This is a genomic window from Bradyrhizobium sp. Tv2a-2 (assembly GCF_000472425.1).
Classification (GTDB): domain Bacteria; phylum Pseudomonadota; class Alphaproteobacteria; order Rhizobiales; family Xanthobacteraceae; genus Bradyrhizobium.
Genome location: NZ_AXAI01000001.1, coordinates 1 through 21,421, shown reverse-complemented (window position 1 = coordinate 21,421; position 21,421 = coordinate 1). Strand labels below are relative to the sequence as shown.

19 protein-coding genes are annotated in these 21,421 nt (G+C 64.1%); 9 read left to right on the top strand and 10 right to left on the bottom strand.

The genetic code is table 11. From position 1 onward, the window contains the following. The first annotated feature begins 14 nt into the window (after positions 1-14). From A3AI_RS0100095 to A3AI_RS0100085, 3 genes are all read left to right on the top strand, one after another. Complete coding sequence (locus tag A3AI_RS0100095; protein WP_024513605.1) at positions 15-614, top strand: histidine phosphatase family protein; 600 nt, start codon at positions 15-17, stop codon at positions 612-614. Positions 615-784: 170 nt separating this feature from the next. After that, positions 785-1,873 (top strand): chorismate synthase, encoded by a 1,089-nt coding sequence (gene aroC, locus A3AI_RS0100090; RefSeq protein WP_024513604.1) that lies wholly within the window; start codon positions 785-787, stop codon positions 1,871-1,873. Positions 1,874-1,941: 68 nt separating this feature from the next. Beyond that, on the top strand, positions 1,942-3,123 hold the full coding sequence (locus tag A3AI_RS0100085; protein ID WP_024513603.1) for an adenylate/guanylate cyclase domain-containing protein: 1,182 nt from the start codon (positions 1,942-1,944) through the stop codon (positions 3,121-3,123). A gap of 12 nt (positions 3,124-3,135) precedes the next feature. On the opposite strand, the gene clpS is transcribed toward A3AI_RS0100085, so the two are convergent. Beyond that, positions 3,136-3,453 carry an ATP-dependent Clp protease adapter ClpS gene (gene clpS, locus A3AI_RS0100080; protein ID WP_024513602.1) on the bottom strand — a complete coding sequence of 106 codons (318 nt, stop codon included), beginning with the start codon at positions 3,451-3,453 and terminating at the stop codon, positions 3,136-3,138. A 223-nt stretch (positions 3,454-3,676) separates the two neighbouring features. On the opposite strand from clpS, the gene A3AI_RS0100075 reads away from it, so the two are divergent. Both A3AI_RS0100075 and A3AI_RS0100070 read left to right on the top strand, forming a co-directional pair. Continuing rightward, positions 3,677-4,528 carry a DUF1194 domain-containing protein gene (locus A3AI_RS0100075; protein ID WP_024513601.1) on the top strand — a complete coding sequence of 284 codons (852 nt, stop codon included), beginning with the start codon at positions 3,677-3,679 and terminating at the stop codon, positions 4,526-4,528. Positions 4,529-4,694: 166 nt separating this feature from the next. Next, positions 4,695-5,330, top strand: coding sequence for a hypothetical protein (locus tag A3AI_RS0100070; protein ID WP_024513600.1), 636 nt, complete (start codon positions 4,695-4,697; stop codon positions 5,328-5,330). A 57-nt stretch (positions 5,331-5,387) separates the two neighbouring features. Here the strand turns inward: A3AI_RS0100070 and A3AI_RS0100065 are convergent, their stop codons facing one another. The 8 genes from A3AI_RS0100065 to A3AI_RS0100030 all read right to left on the bottom strand — a co-directional run bounded on the left by A3AI_RS0100065 (position 5,388) and on the right by A3AI_RS0100030 (position 14,845). After that, the gene (locus tag A3AI_RS0100065; protein ID WP_024513599.1) at positions 5,388-6,626 is read right to left on the bottom strand and encodes a class I SAM-dependent RNA methyltransferase; all 1,239 of its coding nucleotides are present in this window, start codon (positions 6,624-6,626) and stop codon (positions 5,388-5,390) included. Next, complete coding sequence (locus A3AI_RS0100060) at positions 6,619-7,353, bottom strand: TlyA family RNA methyltransferase (protein ID WP_024513598.1); 735 nt, start codon at positions 7,351-7,353, stop codon at positions 6,619-6,621. The genes A3AI_RS0100065 and A3AI_RS0100060 overlap by 8 nt, the downstream gene beginning before the upstream one ends. Before the next feature lie 14 nt (positions 7,354-7,367). Next, positions 7,368-7,928 carry a nucleoside 2-deoxyribosyltransferase gene (locus A3AI_RS0100055; RefSeq protein ID WP_024513597.1) on the bottom strand — a complete coding sequence of 187 codons (561 nt, stop codon included), beginning with the start codon at positions 7,926-7,928 and terminating at the stop codon, positions 7,368-7,370. Between the two features lie 15 nt (positions 7,929-7,943). Next, positions 7,944-9,893 carry a 1-deoxy-D-xylulose-5-phosphate synthase gene (dxs, locus tag A3AI_RS0100050; RefSeq protein ID WP_036047228.1) on the bottom strand — a complete coding sequence of 650 codons (1,950 nt, stop codon included), beginning with the start codon at positions 9,891-9,893 and terminating at the stop codon, positions 7,944-7,946. A gap of 355 nt (positions 9,894-10,248) precedes the next feature. Continuing rightward, entirely contained in the window at positions 10,249-11,595 is a 1,347-nt protein-coding gene (locus A3AI_RS0100045) for a hypothetical protein (RefSeq protein WP_036047226.1), read from the bottom strand. A gap of 193 nt (positions 11,596-11,788) precedes the next feature. Next, positions 11,789-12,040: an exodeoxyribonuclease VII small subunit gene (locus A3AI_RS0100040; RefSeq protein WP_024513594.1), complete on the bottom strand. Its 252-nt coding sequence runs from the start codon at positions 12,038-12,040 to the stop codon at positions 11,789-11,791. Between the two features lie 100 nt (positions 12,041-12,140). Further along, entirely contained in the window at positions 12,141-13,067 is a 927-nt protein-coding gene (locus A3AI_RS0100035; RefSeq protein WP_024513593.1) for a histone deacetylase family protein, read from the bottom strand. 110 nt (positions 13,068-13,177) lie between these two features. After that, positions 13,178-14,845: a bifunctional metallophosphatase/5'-nucleotidase gene (locus tag A3AI_RS0100030; protein WP_024513592.1), complete on the bottom strand. Its 1,668-nt coding sequence runs from the start codon at positions 14,843-14,845 to the stop codon at positions 13,178-13,180. A 188-nt stretch (positions 14,846-15,033) separates the two neighbouring features. Between A3AI_RS0100030 and A3AI_RS0100025 the strand changes: the two genes are divergently transcribed. The 3 genes from A3AI_RS0100025 (at position 15,034) to A3AI_RS0100015 (ending at position 19,460) form a co-directional block, all read left to right on the top strand. After that, the gene (locus tag A3AI_RS0100025) at positions 15,034-16,167 is read left to right on the top strand and encodes a mandelate racemase/muconate lactonizing enzyme family protein (protein WP_024513591.1); all 1,134 of its coding nucleotides are present in this window, start codon (positions 15,034-15,036) and stop codon (positions 16,165-16,167) included. Between the two features lie 381 nt (positions 16,168-16,548). After that, positions 16,549-17,859, top strand: a complete 1,311-nt coding sequence (locus A3AI_RS0100020; protein ID WP_024513590.1) for an HlyD family secretion protein — start codon at positions 16,549-16,551, stop codon at positions 17,857-17,859. Beyond that, complete coding sequence (locus tag A3AI_RS0100015) at positions 17,856-19,460, top strand: DHA2 family efflux MFS transporter permease subunit (protein WP_024513589.1); 1,605 nt, start codon at positions 17,856-17,858, stop codon at positions 19,458-19,460. The genes A3AI_RS0100020 and A3AI_RS0100015 overlap by 4 nt, the downstream gene beginning before the upstream one ends. Positions 19,461-19,691: 231 nt before the next feature. On the opposite strand, the gene A3AI_RS0100010 is transcribed toward A3AI_RS0100015, so the two are convergent. Next, entirely contained in the window at positions 19,692-19,907 is a 216-nt protein-coding gene (locus A3AI_RS0100010) for a hypothetical protein (RefSeq protein WP_024513588.1), read from the bottom strand. Positions 19,908-19,981: 74 nt separating this feature from the next. Between A3AI_RS0100010 and A3AI_RS45040 the strand changes: the two genes are divergently transcribed. Next, on the top strand, positions 19,982-20,839 hold the full coding sequence (locus A3AI_RS45040) for a transglutaminase-like cysteine peptidase (RefSeq protein ID WP_024513587.1): 858 nt from the start codon (positions 19,982-19,984) through the stop codon (positions 20,837-20,839). The last annotated feature ends 582 nt before the right edge of the window (positions 20,840-21,421 follow it).

Sequence of the window (21,421 nt, the reverse complement as noted above, 5' to 3'; positions counted from 1 at the left end):
ACCGTAACGCCGCGATGCCCGTGCCCACGATCTACTATCTTCGCCACGGCGAGACCGACTGGAACAAGACGGGCAGGCTGCAGGGTACGCTGGATATTCCGCTCAACGCGCGCGGTTGCGAACAGGCGGTGCACGCGGGGCGGGTGCTCGGCGAACTGATCGCGCACGAGGGTCGAGACAAGAACACCCTGCCGTTCGTTGCCAGCCCGCTTGGGCGCGCCCGCATGACCATGGAGCTGGCGCGGGCCGAATTGCAGCTGCCGCTCGCCGACTATCGCATCGACGACCGGTTGCGCGAAATCGGCTACGGCACCTGGGAGGGCCGGACGCTGGCCGAGAGCGAGGCACTCGATCCCGAACTCTATGCAAGCCGGATGCTCCACAAGTGGACGGTGGGCGCGCCCGGCGGCGAGACCTATCTGGACGTGCAGCGCCGCATGCAGGCCTGGTACGATCAGTTGCGCGGCGACACGGTCGCGGTCGCCCATGGCGGCACCGCCCGGGCGCTCATGGTGGCACTCGGCTTCGAGACGCCGCAAAGCGCGGCAGAGCTCTATATCGAGCAGGGCGTGGTCTATGTGTTCGGCTCGGGCGGGCTGAAGAAGTATGGTTAAGGGGTCCGATCGGCGCACTCCCTCGTCATGCCGGGGCTCGCATGTGCCTCCGTCATTCCGGGCGGGTCCGAAGGACCTGACCCGGAATCTCGAGATTCCGGGTTCGATGCGTCGCATCGCCCCGGAATGACGTTGACATTCAACAATAGTCCGCACCAATAACGGCCATCATGTCGTTCAATACCTTCGGCCACATGTTCCGCGTCACCACCTTTGGCGAGAGCCATGGGGTGGCGATCGGCTGCGTGGTCGACGGCTGCCCGCCGCTGCTTCCGCTTACCGAAGCCGACATCCAGCGCGACCTCGATCGCCGCCGTCCCGGCCAGTCGCGGTTCACCACCCAGCGGCAGGAGCCGGACCAGGTGAAGATCCTGTCCGGGGTGATGGCCCATCCGGAGACCGGCCTGCAGGTGACGACAGGCACGCCGATTGCGCTCCTGATCGAGAACACCGACCAGCGGTCCAAGGACTATTCGGAGATCAAGGACAAGTTCCGCCCCGGGCATGCCGACTTCACCTATGAGGCCAAATATGGCCTGCGCGACTATCGCGGCGGCGGGCGCTCGTCGGCACGGGAGACCGCGATGCGCGTGGCTGCGGGCGCGATCGCGCGCAAAATCCTGCCCGGTGTGACCGTGCGCGGCGCGCTCGTGCAGATGGGCCCATACAGGATTGATCGCGAGAACTGGGACTGGGACGAGGTCGAACGCAACCCGTTCTTCTGTCCCGACAAGGACAAGGCGGCTTTCTTCGAGACCTATCTCGACGGCATCAGAAAGAAGGGCTCCTCGATTGGTGCAGTGATCGAGGTGGTGGCGGAAGGCGTGCCGGCAGGTCTTGGCGCGCCGATCTATGCCAAGCTCGACTCCGATCTCGCCGCCGCGCTGATGAGCATCAATGCGGTGAAGGGCGTCGAGATCGGTGCGGGCTTCGCCGCGGCTGAGCTCTCGGGCGAGGAAAACGCCGACGAGATGCGCAGCGGCAATGACGGCACGCGCTTTCTCTCCAACCACGCCGGCGGCGTCCTCGGTGGCATCTCGACCGGCCAGCCGGTGGTCGCGCGCTTTGCGGTAAAGCCGACCTCCTCGATCCTCACCCCGCGCGAGACCGTCGATCGGGCCGGTCACGAGACCGAGATCCTGACAAAGGGCCGCCACGACCCCTGCGTCGGCATTCGCGCCGTGCCCGTTGGCGAGGCCATGATGGCCTGTGTGCTGGCCGATCATTTCCTGCGCCATCGCGGGCAGGTCGGACGGTAACAGCCAGCTCCACGTCCGCGCGCGACAGCGGCTATTGTTCCGCCGCGTGATGGCATAGTCTCCAGGCCATGGATTCATCACGCCTGCAGGACACCATCGACTGGCTCACCGATGGCTCGCCGTCCGCGCCGACGCCGGTCGCCCTGATCGCGCAGACCTGCGAGCGGCTGGCCGAGGCGGGCATACCGTTGTGGCGGGTGGCCGCCTTCGTGCGCACGCTGCATCCCGACATGTATGGCCGCAGCTTTGTCTGGAAGCGGGGCGCCGAGGTCGTTGTCAACACCGCCGATTTCGATATCGAGGAGAGCCCGGAGTTCAAGCGCAGTCCGATTGCGATCGTCTACAGGACAGGGAAGGAGCTGCGCTACCGGCTCGACGATCCCGAAAGCCGCCGCTTCCCCTTTCTCGACGACATGCGCGCTGAGGGCGTGACCGATTACATCCTGCTGCCTCTGGTTTTTACCGACGGCTCGGTTCATGTGTCGAGCTGGACCACCAAGCATCCCGCGGGTTTTTCCGACGAAGAGCTCGCTGCCTTGCGCAGGGTTTCGAGACCCTTCGCGCGGCTCGGCGAAATCTTCGCGCTGCGCCGGACAGCGGCGACCCTGCTCGACACCTATGTGGGCAATCGCGCTGGCGAGCGCATCCTGGCCGGCGATATCCGCCGTGGCCACGCCGAAACCATGCAGGCCGCGATCTGGCTGTCCGACCTGCGCGGCTTCACCGCATTGTCGGACCGGTTGCCGCCGGAAATCGTGGTCGACATCCTCAATCAATATTTCGATTGCCAGGTGCCGGCGATCCGCAAGCATGGCGGCGAGATCCTGAAATTCATGGGCGATGGCCTGCTCGCGGTGTTCCCGATCGCCAAGGATGGCGGCAATCTCGGTGAGGTGTGCGGAAGGGTGCTGGAGGCTGCGCGCGAAGCCCGTATCAATGTCGATGCGATGCATTTTCCGAGCGGGGAGGCGGTTGAGCGCTTCCGCTTCGGGGTGGCGCTGCATATCGGCGGCATCCTGTTCGGCAATATCGGCGGCATGAGCCGGCTCGACTTCACCTGCATCGGGCCGGCGGTGAACCTCGCCGCGCGGCTGGAGAAGATCGCGGGACAGCTGAAGCGCACGGTCGTCGCGTCGGCGGCCTTTGCCGGCGTCATGGACAGTGGCTGGAGCGATCTCGGCGAGTATCCGATCGCAGGCTTCTCCAGGCCGCAACGCGTGTTCGGCCTGTCCGACGAGGCCTCGCTCTGATCCAGCTTCCGGCTACTCTTCCGGCTCGGTCGTGAACAGGAGCGGATAGCCCTTGGCGCGGCCGGCGTCCGTGGCGCGGGTGGCCTTGGTTTCGGCGACGTCCTTGGTGAAGACGGCGACCACGCAGACGCCGAGGCGGTGCGCGGTGATCATGACCTTGTACGCCTGGTCCTCGGTCATGCGGAATTCGCCCTTGAGCACGGTGACGACGAAGTCGCGCGGGGTGTAGTCGTCATTGACCAGGATCACCTTGTGCAAGCGCGGTCGTTCGACCTTGGTCCGCACCTTGGTCTTGACTTTGGTCTCGGGCTTGGTGACAGGGTCGATCATGTGCGGGCAGCACCTCCGACATTCTTCCGCCGCCAAGAATATAGCCTTCAAGTGCTTTTCGGAACCGCCCGTTTGCGATTGGCCTGCCTGCATCGGTGGCGCAGGCAGCTCTGCCTGCGCGATCACCACCGAGCTAACTCGAATGTGAAGGCCGAGCGCTGTTCCTGCTTTGCGCGGCCGCATTTGCATGTCACCATCATATCACGACATTGGAGGGCGGCTGATGCGCTGGTTTGCTTCGATGGGGGCCGTGCTTTTCGCCGGTGTGCTGGCTGGCGGCGATGTGGCAAGCGTCGCGGCGCCGGGGCCGCGGTCCGAGGTGCCCGCGCAATTGGCCGACAAGGACAATGCAGCGACGGTCGATGTCGAACTGATCCTGGCCGTCGACGTTTCCTACTCCATGGACATGGACGAGCTTGCGATCCAGCGCGAGGGCTACGCCCAGGCGATTGCCTCCAAGGAGTTCATGCAGGCGCTCAAGACCGGCCCGAACGGCAAGATAGCCATCACCTATTTCGAATGGGCCGCCTCCAATGACCAGAAGATCATCATTCCCTGGCGGATCATCGACGGTCCGGAAACCGCTGATGCCGTCGCCGACGAAATATTGAAGACGCCGATCCGCCGCGCCTCACGCACGTCGATCTCGGGCGCGATCTATTTCGCGATGCCGCTGTTCGACGAGAGCCCGTACAAGGGTCTGCGCCACGTCATCGATATTTCCGGCGATGGCCCCAACAACAACGGCGCGCCGGTCACGCCGGCCCGGGACGAGGCGCTGTCGAAGGGCATCGTCATCAACGGCCTGCCGATCATGGTCAAGGAACCGTCCTACTCGACCATGGATATCGACAATCTCGATTGGTACTACGAGGACTGCGTCACCGGCGGCCCAGGCTCCTTCGTGGTGTCGATCAAGGATCGCGAGAAATTCAAGGAGGCGATCCACACCAAGCTGATCCAGGAGGTCGCCAGCCGCACGCCCGCGAGGAAGGTCGTGCCCGTGGCCGATAAAGAGCCGCGTGTCTCCTGCCTGATCGGCGAGAAGATCTGGCAGGATCGCTGGGGACGGTAGGGCCTGATCCGCCACCGAGACCATTCGCCTCACCCTGGTCGCATCAGCGATTAACCGTACCTTAACCAGGCGGCGGTCCTATCGGCTGTACTTCTCCTGATTGTCCGATCGCGCGCCTGAACGCATTGGGCGTCGGATCTTGCAGTATTCGGGACTTGAGCCGGCAATGACCTCGATCAGCAACACCACCAGTCAGATCTCACCGGTCAACGAGCGCGTCTACCATCAAAGCAACCTGCTCGGTGACTGGAAAGGCACGTGGACAAAGGGCGGCGCCCCGGTCGAGTTCAAGGTCATCAACATCAGGGGCACCACGGCCCAGATCGAATATACCCATAACGGACATACCGAACGAGGGACCGCCGAGGTCGACGGTGCTACAATCACTTTCGGCAACGTCACCATCGGGACCAAGGACGGACAGAACGCGGCGCTGGAGTTTTCGATAGGAACCGCGAAGCAGTCGGCGATCCTGCAGAAGCAGGCTGCGGACACCGATCAGAACAAGCTCGTCGGAAAGTGGAGCGGCGCTTCGAGTTCCAACGGACAGAGTGCGTTTTTCACGGTCGCGTCAGTCGATGGCAGGGATGCCCAGGTGACCTACACCGCGAACGGGACGACCCAGAAAGGCACGGGCATCGTGTACAAGAACACGGTGATGTTCGGTAAGGCCCAGATCACATCCAACGATGGCCAGAACGGAAACGTCATCCTCCAGGTCGGCCGCAACTTCTATTCCATCCCGGTGACGAAGCAGAAGCCGGCGTCGAGCTCTTCATCGGCGGTGAACAAGCTGGCGTGATGGAGGCCTTCGCAGAGCGAGGCTACAACATCTCGTCAATCCGATAACGGACGGTGCTCAGCGCCTGAACCGCGCCACCAGCTCCACATGCGGTGTGTGGCGGAATTGGTCGACGGGCGTCACCGCCTCGAGCCGGTAGCCGCCATCGACCAGGAGGCGGGCGTCGCGGGCGAAGGTGGCGGCGTTGCAGGACACGGCGACCACCGCCGGCACTCGGCTCGCCGCAAGCTTTTCCGCCTGCGCCTGCGCGCCCTGGCGCGGCGGGTCGAACACGACGCAGTCGAACTCACGCAATTCCTGCGGCACCAGCGGGCGGCGAAACAGGTCGCGTGCTTCGGCCTTGACCGGCTTCAGCCCCGGTGCATGTGCGGCCTTCTGCAGCGAGGCGATAGCGGCTGCGTCGCTGTCGAAGGCGGTGATCCGCGCGCGCGCCGCAAGGCGCAGCGCGAACGGCCCGACGCCGCAGAAGAGGTCGGCGATGTGCTTGGCGCGGCCGCAATGCTCCGCGACCAGCGCGGCCAGCGTTTCCTCGCCGGCGATCGTTGCCTGCAAAAACGAGCCCGGCGGCAGGGGCACCGTAGCCGCGCCCATTTTCACCGTCGGTGCGCTGCGCATCAAGACCAGCTCGCCGTGCCGCGTCAGCCGCGCCAGGCGATGTTTTTCGGCGATGCGCGACAGCGAAGCGACGGTTGCCGGCTTGAGCGGGCCGGAGCCGCGAATGTCGATATCGAGCCCGTTGTCGGTCGCGGTGACCTGGATATCGAGCGGCTTGCCGTTCGCGATCAATGGCTCGGCGAGTGCCCAGGCGGCCTCCAGCGCGCCGTCGAGCGCAGGATCGAGAATCGGGCAGCGGTCGATCGGGACGATGTCGTGGGTCGATGCCGCGGCATAGCCGACCTTGAGCACCTCATGCGTCCCCATCCGCGCGTGCAGCGTGATGCGGCGGCGGCCCTTGCCGTGGGCATCGATCAGCGGCGCCACCGCGCAGTCGAGCTTGGCCTGCTTGAGCGCCTCGACCACCAGTGCGTGCTTCCAGGCACGATAGTGCTCAATCTCCCAATGCTGGATGGCGCAACCGCCGCAGACGCCAAAATGCCGGCAGAACGGCGCGATGCGCTCGGGGCTCGGTTTCTCGACGTTGAGGAGGCGGCGGCGATCGGGATGATGGCCGGGTAGGTCGGTGACCTCGACGGTCTCGCCGCCGAGCGTGTAGGGCACATAGATCGCCTGTTGACCTGCGAACGCGACGCCGTCACCGCGATGGCCGACATGATCGATGAGGAGACGTTCAACCACGCCGGCCGCCGAGGAAGAACTCGGCGTTGCCGTCGCCGCCGGAAATTGACGAGGGGAACACCTCGATATCGGTGCAGCCGAGCGAGGCGGCAAAGGACGCGATGTCGTCGCAAACTCGGCGGTGCACGGCCGCGTCGCGGATGATGCCGCCCTTGCCATGCTGGCCCAGGGCCTCGAATTGCGGCTTGATCAGCGCGAGCAGATGCATGGGAGCCGCGGCAAGCGACAGCGCGACCGGCAGCACGTGCTTCAGCGAGATGAAGCTGACGTCGATGGTGACGACATCGGGGCGCGCCTGCAGGCGCTTGCCCTCGTATTTGCGGATGTCGGTCTGCTCCATCGAGACGATCCTGGGATGGCCGCGCAGCGAGTGATGCAGCTGGTCGTGCCCGACATCGATGGCGAAGACGAGGGCGGCGCCGTTGGCGAGCAGCACCTCAGTGAAGCCGCCGGTGGAGGCGCCGACGTCAAGGCAGACATGGCCATCGATATCGATAGGGTAGCGCTCCAACGCGCCCGCGAGCTTCACGCCGCCGCGCGAGACGTAAGGATGCGCCGGTTGCGCCTGCAGCACGGCGTCCGTCGGAACGGTTTCGGAGGGCTTTGCGACCTGCCTGTCATTGGCGACCACCAGACCCGCTTCGATGGCCGCGCGCGCCCGCGCCCGGCTCTCGAACAGGCCGCGCTCGACCAACAGCGTATCGATGCGTTTGCGCGGAGCCGACATCGTCTCAACCCGAGTTAGGGCCGGGTGGCACCAAGCCGCTCGGCCGCGAGCCGCACACATGCCTCGAACGCGGTCAGGTCGTGCCAGATATCCGCAAGCCGTTGCCGCGGCGTCACCAGCGCGCAGCCATAGCTCTCGAGAGCATGAATCATCATGAGATTGTCACTGAGGCCGAAATCTTCAACCGTCAATCCGTCCGCATCGACTAAGTGGCCGTTGCGGGAGATAACGTCAGTCAACCGCCGCACGCGGTCGGCATAGACAGCGGGATCATTGGAATAGCCGAGGCAGAGTTTTCGGCGTCCCGCTGCATAGCCGAGCTCGTACACGGTGCCGGGGTCGGCGCCCGCGCCGCGGAACGGCGTCAGGTTGGCGATGATGGCGTCGGCTGCATCCATCATGGCCTCATTGGCCTTGAAGATGGCGAGCGAGGCGTCGGCGGCCGAACGGTCGACCGCATTGTCCAGCGGATAGAGGCCGGTCAAGCCGTGGCGGGCGCAGATGTCGGTCTTCTGCCGGCCGATAGCAACTGCATCCGGCAGGAACACGTCCGGTCCTGCCAGATACACTTGCATGGTTGAGCCCGCCGGTCAGGCGAGCTTGACGGTTTCGGTCTTGAAGTCCCTGCCAAGCGCCTCGAACACCTTCTTGACGATGCTCTTGGCGTCCAGGCCTGCGCGGGCATACATCGCCGCCGGCGTGTCATGGTCGAGGAACACGTCGGGCAGGATCATCGCGCGCACCCGCAGCGCGCCGTTGTCGAGCGCGCCGTTGTCGGTGAGCGTCTGCAGCACATGGGAGCCGAAGCCGCCGACCGAGCCTTCCTCGATGGTGATGAGGATCTCGTGGTCGCGCGCGAGCTTCATCACCAGCTCGACGTCAAGCGGCTTCATGAAGCGCGCATCGGCGACGGTGGTGGAGAGACCATGCGCGGCAAGCTCGTCGGCCGCCTTCTCGCATTCGGCAAGGCGCGTGCCGAGCGACAAGAGCGCGATCTTGGAACCCTGGCGGATGATGCGGCCCTTGCCGATCTCGAGGGGAATGCCGACTTCCGGCATCTCCACGCCACGGCCTTCGCCGCGCGGGTAGCGCAGGGCGCTCGGGCGGTCGTTGATCGCGACCTGGGTTGCCACCATGTGCACGAGCTCAGCCTCATCGGACGCCGCCATGATCACCATGTTGGGCAGGCAGCCGAGATAGGCGTTATCGAAGGAACCGGCGTGTGTTGCGCCGTCGGCGCCGACGAGACCGGCGCGGTCGATGGCAAAGCGCACCGGCAGGCTCTGGATCGCAACGTCATGGACGACTTGATCATAGCCGCGCTGCAGGAAGGTCGAATAGATCGCGCAGAACGGCTTATAGCCTTCAGTGGCGAGACCCGCCGCGAAGGTCACGGCATGCTGCTCGGCGATACCGACGTCGAAGGTGCGGTCCGGGAAGGCTTTGTTGAAGATATCGATGCCGGTTCCCGACGGCATGGCGGCGGTGATTCCGACGATCCTGTCGTCCTTCTCGGCTTCCTTGACCAGGCTCTGGCCGAAAACGTTCTGATAGGCGGGCGCGTTCGGCTTGGCCTTGGCCTGGGTGCCGGTCGCGATGTCGAACTTGACGACGGCATGGTACTTGTCGGCGGAGGCCTCCGCCGGCGGATAGCCCTTGCCTTTCTGCGTCACGACATGAACCAGGATCGGTCCGGTCTCCATGTCGCGGACGTTCTTGAGGACCGGTAGCAGGTGGTCGAGATTGTGGCCATCGATCGGGCCGACATAATAGAAGCCGAGCTCCTCGAACAGCGTGCCGCCGTCCATCATGAAGCCGCGGGAGTATTCCTCGACGCGGTTGGCGCGGTTGGCGAACACCTTCGGCAGCCGCTTGTTGATCTGCTTCGCCGCCTCACGCAGCGTCCGGTATGTCTTGCCGGAGTAGAGGCGCGACAGGTAGGCCGACATCGCGCCGACAGGAGGCGCAATCGACATGTCGTTGTCGTTGAGGATCACGATCAGTCGGGAATTCATCGCTCCGGCATTGTTCATGGCCTCGTAGGCCATGCCGGCCGACATCGCGCCGTCGCCGATCACGGCAATGACGTTGTTCTTGCCGCCGGAGAGGTCGCGCGCCACGGCCATGCCAAGGCCGGCCGAGATCGAGGTCGAGGAGTGCGCTGCGCCGAACGGATCGTAATCGCTTTCGCTCCGCTTCGTGAACCCGGAGAGGCCGCCACCGGTACGCAACGTACGGATGCGGTCGCGCCGGCCGGTCAGGATCTTGTGCGGATAGGCCTGGTGACCGACGTCCCAGATCAGGCGGTCGCGCGGGGTGTCGAAGACATAATGAATAGCGGTGGTCAGCTCGACCACGCCCAGGCCGGCGCCGAAATGCCCGCCCGTCACCGACACGGCGTCGATGGTTTCCTGGCGCAGCTCGTCGGCGACCTGCCGTACTTGCTCCACCTTGAGCCGGCGCAGATCGTCCGGCGTGCGAATGGTGTCGAGAAGCGGCGTTTGACTAAATACGGTCACGGCGTGATTCCAATTTTGCATGCCGGAATTTCAAGCTCCGGCAGGAGAAGGGTGGACAGTATCATCGGCGCAGCAGAGGCTTACCTCGCGGTGTTGGTCGCGTCGGGCACGATCCCGATTCAAAGTCTTAGCTGCGCCCCAGGAACGGTCAGTGTGATGTAGGTCACTTCGGCCGGCTTTGCCCGCCTCAGCCATTTCTTGAGCTTTTGCAACGGATTAGCCTCGCCGTACGGCGGCGGCCCATCCTTTGCAGGCGCCCATGCATAGGACAGCTTTACACCAAACTTCGTCGCAAAGCCAACCCGTGAGGCATACCAGCGGCATGCCAAGGGAGGGCTGGACAACCGCCCAGGCAATACCCATGGGCGCGAACGGCTTAACCGCTGTGGTGGGCAGATGGTTCCATGGGGGCGGGTCGGGCAGCCTCGGGAGCGGCGCGTACGGCAGATTCGAGGGTTTTCCAAGCCTCGTACCGCGCTTCGGCATTACCGGTGGCCACGGCGAGGGCGGCATCCATGTGGTCAATACGCTCGCGCAACGGGATGGGACCGCAGACGATCATGAAAAAGTCATATGGATGCGGCCGTTCATTGGCCATCACAAATTGGAAGTGCACCCGGAAGAATTGCCAGCGCCAGAGGTTGTAATGTTCCGGCTTGATGGTCTCCCGGAACCGGACCGGCACGATGGTCGGGTTGCGCTGCGCGCTCCCGACGTCGATACCGTGGCTCTTGATCGGGTCCAGCTGGAAGAAGTTCATCACGTCCTTGCGCGCCTGGCAGTCGACCCAGTCGATCGAAGGCTCGACCGCAAGCTCGCGCAAATGCTCGCGAAAGTATTGTGCCGCCCTGTGGAAGCCGATGATCGGGTAATTTCCGCCGAGGGTCAAAAGGACGATGCGCCGCCCGTGCTTGCCGAGCGCCGGATCGAGCTTCAAGGCGCGCGCCAGGATTTCGGTGCCCAGGAACGATCCCGAGCTATGGCCGACCAGGACGATCTCCTCGGCGTCGCTCTCGCGCGCCACCTTGCAGAGGTGGGCGGCAAAGCGGTCGATGCGCCGGTCCCATTCGGCGCGCTGCCGGTGCGCGAGATCCCAGGTCCAGATCCAGTCGCACAGGAGGTAAAGCACATAGGTACGCTGCTCGGTATATTTGAGCATGGCTCCGAGCAGCGCGACGAACAGCGCGAAGGCCGCGGCGATGCTGAGCGCCTTTGGCAGCCCGAGCGCATCAAGGCCTTTCTCGAACACAAACGCGAATGTCGCGATGCACAAGACCTGCAGCAGCAGCACGAAATGCGGATAGGTGATGAAGGTCGCAAAGCGCCAACTGGCCCGGGTGAAGCGTGCCATGGTCCCGTTGCACACCAGTCGCCAGTAGATGAACACCGCCTGGAAGACCGTGCGCCAGATCGGCTGCGCGAGGTCGTGCTGGATGAAATCCTCAAAACGCAAGAAGTCGTAGGTCGTGCGGGTCTGCCAGTCCTCCGCCCTGGTCTCGATGCTCCAGGAGGCGAGCTCGTCGTCGGATGAGCTAGTCGGACGGCCGATCGTGGCAGTGAGCTGATAGAGCCGCGAAAACTTGCGCAGCTCGGTGCGGAACATGCGGTAGTATTGCGCCAGCCCGCGCGGGTCATATCCCTGCACATAGATGATGTGGCGATGATGAACGCGCACGAGACCGGCTGACCCCCTTCGACGAAAGCCGTCGCTGGTGCCGTTCACGTCTCCCTTTCGAAGAGGTGAAGGTCGCTGCGGCCGCAGGACCTAATGGTCAGGCCCTGACGAGGGCACTATAGCAGGCCGCATCTTTGGCCAAGAGCTAATTCGCTTCTTGGCTGCGCGGATTTGCCGCCAATGCTGTTTCAATTGCAACGCAGAGCAGCAAGGGCTCACCGCGCCCTCGCCGTCAAGATTGTTATTGCACGTCGAGCGGCTCGGTGCCGCTGACCTGGCCGCTTGCGTCGGTGGTGATCTTCTCGACCCGCGCCTCGGCTTGGCGCAACAGCTCTTCGCAGCGCCGCTTCAGCGCTTCGCCGCGTTCATAAATCGCCACCGATTCCTCCAGCGGCACCTTGCCATCCTCAAGCCGCTTCACGATCGTTTCCAATTCCTCGATCGCACGCTCGAAACTGAGCTGCTTGACGTCTGCCTGGATATTTTCGGCCATGCTGCCTTCCCAAAAGAATACGCGCGGAACCTGCCGCTGAAGTTAAAGGAGATTACTGCGGACGGAATGTGGCGGGAACTTCAAGGACCCGCCGGGGTGGTCACCCCATCAGAGCAGTGACATGGGCTGCGACCGATTCCTTGAGACCCTGCAGATCATAGCCGCCCTCGAGCACCGAGACAATTCGTCCGCCAGCGCTCCTGTCGGCAAGGTCCATCAGTTTGCGCGTCACCCAGCCGAAATCCTCAGCCTTGAGGTTGAGGGAGGCGAGGGGGTCGCGGTAATGCGCATCAAAGCCGGCCGAGATGATGAGGAACTCGGGGGCGAATTTCTCCAGATGGGGCAGGATGCGTCGCTCGAACGCGGCGCGAAACTGCGCACCACCGTCTTCGGAGGCAAGCGGCGCGTTGACGATGGTGTCATGCTCGCCGCGCTCGCCAGTTGCGCCCGTGCCGGGAAACAGCGGCATCTGGTGGGTCGAGCAATACATCACGCTTTTATCGGACCAGAAGATCTCCTGGGTGCCATTGCCGTGATGCACGTCGAAATCGACGATCGCCGCGCGCGCGATGCCGTATTTGCGCTGCGCGTGGCGCGCGGCGATCGCGGCATTGTCGAAAAAGCAGAAGCCCATCGGGCGCGCGGTCTCCGCGTGGTGACCGGGCGGGCGGACCGCGACGAAGGCGTTGCTGTGTTCGCCATTCATCACCGCCTCGGTCGCCTTGACCGCACCGCCGACGCCGCGCATCACCGCTTCCCAGGTGCCCGGCGACATCGAGGTGTCGCCATCGAGATAGATCAGGCCCTGGTCGGGCGCGATGTGGCGGAGCTCCGTGACATAGTCCTCATTGTGGCAGAGCGTGACCAGGTCGAGCGAGCCTTCCGGCGCCTCGCTGCGCACCAGGGCGTTGAAGCGCTCCTCCGACAGCACCTCCTTGACCGCACGCAACCTGTCCGCGCGCTCGGGATGTCCCGCAGGCGTCGCGTGGTTGAGACAGGCGGGGTGGCTGAGCAGCAGCGTGGTCATGAAAAATCCTTCCCTCGCAAGCGCGGTCCCGCGCGCTTGCGACAAGCGGCTAACTTAAGCGGTCAGGCCCCGCCGGGAAAGGGTTTCGGGAGGTGAAATGGGCCGCCGTCTCAATTGCCTTGCGTGATGCGATCTGACGGGGGCGGCCCGACCGGGCTGCTTTTCCGGAAGTAGGCGAACAGCGCCTCATCGTCATAGACGCCGAATTGCGGCTTCAAGCCCTGCTTGAGCACGGTGAAGCCGTCGCCGCCGAGCGCGAGATAGTTGTTGACGGTGACGCGATAAGACGCGGCAGGGTCGATTAGTACGCCATTCAACCTCATCGAACTGGCTGCGACGCGTTCGCCGTCGGGCTTGGCCGGATCGTAGCCATACGCAAAGCCCCTGGAGACAGGCAGCACCCGCGGCCGCGTCGGGTCGCGCCATTGCTGCTCCAGCATGGCCTTGATCTGGCTGCCTGTGAGCGTCAGCGTCACCAGCTGGTTGCGGAACGGCTGGCTCGCGAAAACATCGGCAAAGCTGACGACACCATCATCGTGCTTGTCGATATCGGTGCGGATGCCGCCGGGATTGGTGAAGGCGATCACCGCGCCGCCATTGACCTCGTCGCGCGTGGCGGCAAGCTGCGCATCGGCAACGACATCGCCGAGCGTGCTCTCGCCGGCCGCATTGGGCACGCGCGACAGGGTCGCGGACACAGTGCCGGCGAGGCGGTTGGCAATCGGCGCGGCGAGCTTCTCGTAAGTTTCGATCAGCGCGGTCTGCTCGGGGTCCTTGGGCAACGCGCCGATGCGCACGATGTTGTTGTTGGCCTTGGCGCTGATGATGTCGCGGCTCTGCGGATCAAGCTTGAGATCGATTGCCGTGACCAGCGTGCCGTATTTGTCCCCTGACGTGACAAGACGCCCGTCGATCTCGCAATTATACGCCTGATGGGTGTGGCCCGAGATCACGACATCGACCGCACGGTCGAGCTTCTTCACAATATCGACGATGGGGCCGGAGATACCGGGACATTCATTGTAGTCGCCGGTCGGAAAGCCGCCCTCATGGATCAGCACCACGACGGCCTCGACGCCGCGCGCCTTCAGTTCGGGAATGAGCGCATTCACCGTATCGGCCTCGCCGCGGAATTCGAGGCCCTGTGACGCGGCGGGCGAGATGATGTCGGCGGTGCCCTTGAGCGTCAACCCGATGAAGGCGATGGGAATGCCGTCGAATTCGCGGATCTCGTAAGGTGGGAACACGGTCTTGCCGGTGCTTTTGTCGATCGTGGACGCCGCGAGATAGTGAAACGCCGCACCGGCAAACGGATGCGGCCCTTTGCATCCTTCGGGATGACAGCCGCCGTTCTGCATCCTGAGCAGCTCATCCTTGCCCTCATCGAACTCGTGATTGCCGACCGACGAGATCGCAAGCTTCATCATCGACAGCGACTCGATGGTCGGCTCGTCGTGAAACATCGCCGACAAGAACGGGCTCGCGCCGATCAAATCGCCGGCCGCGACAAAGATCGTGTTCTTGTGACCCTCGTGCAGCTGCTGCACCAGGCTCGCCATGGTCTCCGCGCCGCCGGCCGGCACGGTGATCTTCCTGGTCTTGTCGTTGGGATCGTTGATGCGGATGCCGCCGGGCGGCGGCTTCAGATTGCCGTGGAAATCGTTGATCGCAAGGATGCGCAATTCCACCGGCGCTTTATCGGCGCGGGCGGAATATGTTGATACGAAGGAGCAGGCGAAGGTGAGGGCGACCGAGGCCCGATAAAGCAGATGTCTCATGACCGCATCATACATAAAAAGCGTGGTCGCGACGATTTCACGAAGCTTCGGCGATGTTCACGGCCTTGCGACGACCGCCGTGACTTGCGTTACTATGCGAGCCGGGGCGCGGGAGGCGCCTTGCGGCAGGGTCGCGAGAAAGAGCACGAAAAAGGCACGAAGAAAAGCAACACGCACGAGAACCCGCGATGAAAATCAAAGCCATCCGCACCCACATCCTCCAGGCCGCGCTGTCGCAGCCCTTCGCCTATTCGCGCGCCTGGTACGACAGCCGCACCGCCATGCTGGTCGAGATCGAGACCGACCACGGCCTCGTCGGCTGGGGCGAATGCTACGGTCCGGCAAAGATGACGGCCGCCGTGGTCGAGAGCATCGCGCCCTGGCTGATCGGCGAGGATCCGCTGCGCACCGACTATCTCTGGCAGATGGTTTATGGGCGGCTGCGCGATCACGGCCAGAAGGGCGTGGTGATCCAGGGTCTCAGCGGCATCGACATTGCGCTGTGGGACATCAAGGGCCGCCATTTTGGCGTGCCGGTGCATCAACTGCTCGGCGGCGCGTTGCGTACCGAGGTCACCGCCTATGCGACCGGGCTCTACCGGCGCAAATCGGGTGATCCGGTTGCCTATCTTGCGGAGGAGGCGGCCGGTTATGTCGCCGAGGGTTTTTCCGCGGTGAAGCTGAAGGTCGGCTTCGGCGTGCATGAGGACGCCGCCACCACGCGCGCGGTGCGCGAGGCGATCGGGCCGCGGGTGGCCCTGATGGTCGATGCCAATCATGCCTATGATGCCGTCGCCGCGGTCAAGCTCGGGCGCATGATCGAGCCTTGTGACATCGGCTGGTTCGAGGAGCCGGTGCCGCCGGAAGACGTCGCCGGGTATCGCGCGGTGAAATCGGCGTTATCGATTCCCGTCGCCGGCGGCGAATGCGAGTTCACCCGCTTTGGCTTTCGCGATCTCTTCGTTAAGCATGCGCTCGATATCGTCCAGCCCGACACTTGTGCAGCCGGCGGCTTGTCCGAATGCAAGAAGATCGCCGACATGGCGGAGGCCTTCGGCATCCGCTACAATCCGCATGTCTGGGGCACCGGCATTGCGATCGCGGCCTCGCTGCAACTGCTTGCCGTGCTGCCGCCGCACACGCCGCTTTCGCTCAAGCCCCTCGAGCCGATCCTCGAATTCGACCGCACCGAGCATCCGATCCGCCAGGCGATCCTGATCCGGCCGATCGAGCATGATCACGGCATCGTCCGCGTGCCCGACGGAACGGGGCTCGGCATCGAGATCGACCGCAAGGCGCTGGCGCGATTTGCCGTGGGTTGAGCACGACACCATCCGGCAAAAATCTCAGCTGGCTTCGAACGCAGGTTCCGTTGCGCGCGATCAAGGTTCGCGGCTCGCATCTGTTTGCGAGGGCCGCATCTGGTCGGGCGCTGACGCGCGCCGAGGTTCCCGGCAGGACGGGCAGGTGCGCTGACGGAACGTCGGTGTACCTGCGTCGTTGTCACTGCGTTACTGGGAACAATGCAAAATCTGTGAGTTCGCCCGGTCCTGGATCCGTTTTCGCGAAAATCGAGCCGTTCCGCGCGATTTGTCCTGGTTCGTGACGGCTTCGAATGAAGCGCCGTCAATTCCCCCTTGCACCATACGAATTTTCACCTACGTTAAAAAACGAAACGGTTTCGTTTTGTTGTGGAGTGTAGCATGGCCGAACATGCAGCCCCTGCCGCCGAAGGCCCGGTGCCCGGGAGTGCTCCCGATGGCGCCAAATTGGCGCGGGAACGGGCACTGGAGGACTGGCGCGGTCAGGAGGCCGAAGATGCTTCCCGGCCGGTTCCATTTCGTGGTCGAAAGACCGGTCCTAACGAACCCGCTGAGCGCCGTGTGGAACGGCCCGGCGAACGCGAAGCTCCGCAAGGCGAGGGAACGGATCAGCCGGCCGCGCCGCGCAAGGGCCTCCTGCGCGGGCATCCCTTCGCGTCCCTGCTCGGTGGCCTTGCACTCGCGGCCCTGGCTGCGCTCGGCTATCTCTATTACGACTATGCTGCGCGCTTCGAGAGCACCGACGACGCCTTCATCGCGGCGCGGCAGTTCTCCATCGCGCCGAAAGTCTCGGGCTATATCACCGCCGTGCCCGTCACCGATAACCAGCATGTCAACGCCGGCGACGTCATCGCGCAGATCGACCAGCGCGACTATCGGATCGCGCTGGCGCAGGCCGAGGCGCAGGTCAATGCGGCGCAGGCCGCCATCAAGAACATCGATGCCCAGCTCGACGTGCAACAGGCGCAGATCGCCTCCGGCGAGGCGCAGGTCGACCAGGCGCAGGCAGGCCTCGTCTTCGCCCAGCAGCAGGCCCAGCGCTACCAGGATCTCGCCCGCACCGGCTCCGGCACGGTGCAGAACGAGCAGCAATATAGCTCGCAGCTGCGCCAGCAGCAGGCCGCGCTGACCAGCGCGCAGGCCGCCTTGCAGGTGGCGAAGCGCCAGCTGGAGTCGCTGAAAGCCCAGCGCGAGAACGCCGACGCCAATCTCGCGCAGGCCGAAGCGCAGCGCGACCAGGCCCAGCTCAATCTGTCCTATACGACCGTCATCGCCGCGCAGGCCGGCCGTGTCGTCAATCTCGGCGCGGCGAAGGGCCAATTCGCAGCCCAGGGCACTGCGCTCACACAATTCGTGCCCGACGACCTCTGGGTCACCGCAAATTTCAAGGAAACCCAGCTCGATCACATGCGGCCCGGGCAAGCGGTGACGCTGAGGATCGACGCCTATCCGGAGCGCGCCATCCGCGGTCATCTCGATAGCGTGCAGAGCGGATCGGGTCCGGCCTTCTCGCTGTTGCCGCCGGAAAACGCCACCGGCAACTATGTGAAGATCGTGCAGCGTGTGCCGGTCAAGATCGTGATGGACAATCCGCCCGCCGACGTGGCGCTAGGGCCGGGCATGTCGGTGGTGCCGAGCGTGCGGATCAATCCCGCGCCATCGCTCTATGAACGTTTGCGGAGCGCGCTATGAGCGGCCGCGCCACCACCGCCAGCGGCTCGGCGGCACAGGGCGCAACGACAAATCCCTGGCTGATTGCCGTACTGGTCGCGGTTGCGACCTTCATGGAGGTGCTGGACACCACCATCGCCAATGTGGCGCTGCCCTATATCGCGGGCGGCATGGGTGTCTCCGAGGACGAAGCCTCCTGGGTGGTGACGACCTATCTCGTCTCGAACGCCATCATCCTCACCGCCTCGAGCTTTCTGGCAAGGCGTTTCGGCCGCAAGGCCTTCTTTCTGACGTGCCTCGCACTGTTCACGGTCAGCTCGGTGCTGTGCGGCTTTGCCTGGAATCTGCAGTCACTATTGTTGTTCCGGATTTTGCAGGGGCTCGGCGGTGGCGGCATGGTGCCGGTGTCGCAATCGATCCTCGCGGATTCGTTCCCGCCGGCCAAGCGCGGCCAGGCCTTCGCGCTGTTCGGCGTCGCCGTGGTCGTCGCGCCGGTGGTCGGGCCAACGCTCGGCGGCTGGCTGTCGGACAATCTGTCCTGGCACTGGTGCTTCCTCATCAACGGCCCGGTCGGGGTAATCGCAATCGGACTGATCGCTCTGGTTCTGAAAGAGTCGGAAGCGGCAATTGCGGAGCGGCGGCGGCTGATCGCCGCTGGGCACAGCTTCGACATCATCGGCTTCGTGCTGGTCGCGACCTTCCTTGGCGCGCTCGAGCTCATGCTCGACCGCGGCCTCGAGGATGACTGGTTCTCCTCGCATTTCATCGTCGCCGTCGCCGTCATCTGCGCGACGGCCTTCGTGCTCATGATCCCCTGGGAAATGAGCCGGAAAAACCCGATGATCGACGTGCGCATGGTCGGCTCGCGCCAGTTCGGCGCAAGCTTCCTGGTGATGCTGGCGACCGGCATGATCCTGCTCGCCACCACGCAACTCCTGCCGCAGATGGTGCAGCAGAATTTCGGCTACACCGCGACCTGGGCGGGCCTCGTGCTGTCGCCGGGCGGGCTCGTCACCATGCTCATGATGTTCGTGGTCGGCCGCCTCTCGGGGAAGGTGCAGCCGAAATACATGATCATCGCAGGCGCGCTGGTGGTCGCCGCCGCCATGTACGATCTCACCCGCGTCTATGCGGATGTCGGCTTCTGGTTCTTCGCGTCGTCGCGCATGCTGCTCGGCATCGGTTTGCCGCTGATCTTTCTCTCCATCATGGCGGCTTCCTATGACGGCATTCCGCCCGACAAGACCGACCAGGCGTCGGCCCTGATCAACGCCGCGCGCAATACCGGAGGCTCGATCGGCGTGTCGCTCGCGGCCAACGTTTTGCAGCATCGCGAGCAGTTTCACCAGGTGAGGCTGGTCGAGCACGCACTGCCGTCGAGCTCGCAATATCAGGACACGTTGCACCAGATGACGAATTATTTCGCCGCGCATGGGGCGTCGCTGGCGCAGGCACAGAGCCAGGCAATCGCCTGGATCGGACAGACCGTCCAGGCGCAGGCGGCGCTGCTCGCCTATATCGACGTCTATTGGGTGTTGATGCTGGTCTCGCTCTGCGCCGTTCCGCTCGCGCTCTCCTTGCGCAACGTCAAGCCGGGTGCGGCGCCAGCCATGGCCCATTGAGTTGGCCCATTGAGTTGGCGGATTGAGGCGGGCAGGGAGCGGGCGACGCGGAGCCATGCACGCGACGTGTTGCAGCTCACCGCAGGGCGGCGCTTTGCGGGGGGCGGTAGCCCCCAAGCGGTAAGCGAACGGGCGGCTGTAGGCCGTCCTCTAGCCCGCCAGTAAGGGCGGCGTCATCACCATTTCGGATGACGTCGCGGGCGTAACGTGTGATTGTCGCGGCCAGCGGAATTAATGCGGCAGCTCGGTATCGAGCAGCAGCTTTTCCGGCCACCTGTGGTCGGAATGGATGCGGATGTTTAAATCCTCGGCCTGCGGCAGTGCGGGCGCGTATTCCACAGGAAGCGTCGAGGAACCAACAGGTCCTTCGGCGAAGTACCAGTTTACCGCGAACAGGAGCGCAAGGAGCGTGCCTCCGACAACAACGAAATATCGGGCGACCGGCATGACGAGCTCTCTTGATGAAGGGCGGCGCCCGTCGAACTAAACGGCACCGTACTGTTTTGTATGGCGATCGAAACATGGCAAAGGCAAGGCGGAAGGCACCGGAGTGGCATCTTGGCGCAGTACGCGTGGTCGTCTCCGTTTGCCTTATCATCGCGACAATTGCGTTGTCGCGGGTTGCGCCGCAATCGCAGCTGACCGCGGGCGATGCGGGTGATCGCGAATCCGTGATACCTGCTGGACCTGTGTCTCGTGTTTCCTGGAGAGTTCATGAGCCCGCACCGCTGTTCGGCCTGACGACCGAGCCCGTTGCCGGACAGGTCGGCGCGAAATGGCGTGGGGTCGCGGCCGATATCGAGGCTGAGCTTGACGTGCTGGCGCGCTGCCGGGCCGGCGAGGCCTGTCCCGACGCGGCGCTGGCGCTGATGAAGATCGTCGATGCAGGCGCCGGTCGCAACGGCCTTGCCCGCGTCGGCCTGATCAATCGCGCCGTCGATCTCGCGATCACGCCGACCAGCGACCAGGCGCAGTGGGGCGTCGCCGACCGCTGGAGCCCGCCTTTCGAGACGCTCGCAACCCATCGCGGCGACTGCGAGGACTACGCGATTGTGAAATATGCCGCGTTGCTCGCGGCGGGCGTCTCACGTGACGACGTGAAGGTCGTCATCCTGCACAATCTGTCCCACGATGAGGATCATGCGGTCGCCGCGGCGCGCGTCGACGGCGCCTGGCTGATCCTGGACAACTCCAAGCTCGCGCTGGTCCGTGACACCGACATGACAGGCGCGCTGCCGCGTTTCGTGCTCGACGCCGGCGGCGCCCGCCGCTTTGTCGATGCCGGGCGAAACGGGCAGCGCCCGAGCCTCAGCCGCCGCATCGAGGTTGCGGTGATGCGTGAAGCGCTGGCGCGAGACCGGGGATGGCGAGCGCCTTAAACCTTCGTATCGGTGGGTCATCCGTTTGGATGCCCGACGTTTACCGACGTTCAATTGAGCCGCCAGTCGCGATCGTCTTATCTACAGGCTGTGCGGTAGTGCTCCCGCTATCGCTGCCCTCCTCGGGCGTTTCCTCCCTGACCTGGGCCGCTTGTGGCAACGCAGGCGGCCTTTCTTTTTGCGTGCAGCACCCCCTTCGGTTTCTCGGGCCCTTTGGGCTCGTGGGCGACCGGGTAAGCGCGACGGCATCTATCGAGGATATTCGGTGCGGGAATGGTTGCAGTTATGCTGAAGGCAGTGCGTCATACTCGATGTCCGCTATGCCCGGTGGACTCAACCGGTCGGTGCAACACTCTAATCTTTTAGCAAAAGATGGAGTGTGGGCATGAAGCGGCGACGTAGCATCTATTATTCTGCGGTTCAGCGGTCTGAGATCTGGGATCGCTGGCAGGCTGGCGAGTCCATGAGGTCCATCGGACGTCGATTTGACCGGGCATCGTCGTCAGTTTTTTCCGTGATTTCGCCAACGGGTGGCATTCGTCCACCGGTTCGGCACCGCGCCAAGCAGGCGCTTACGCTCTC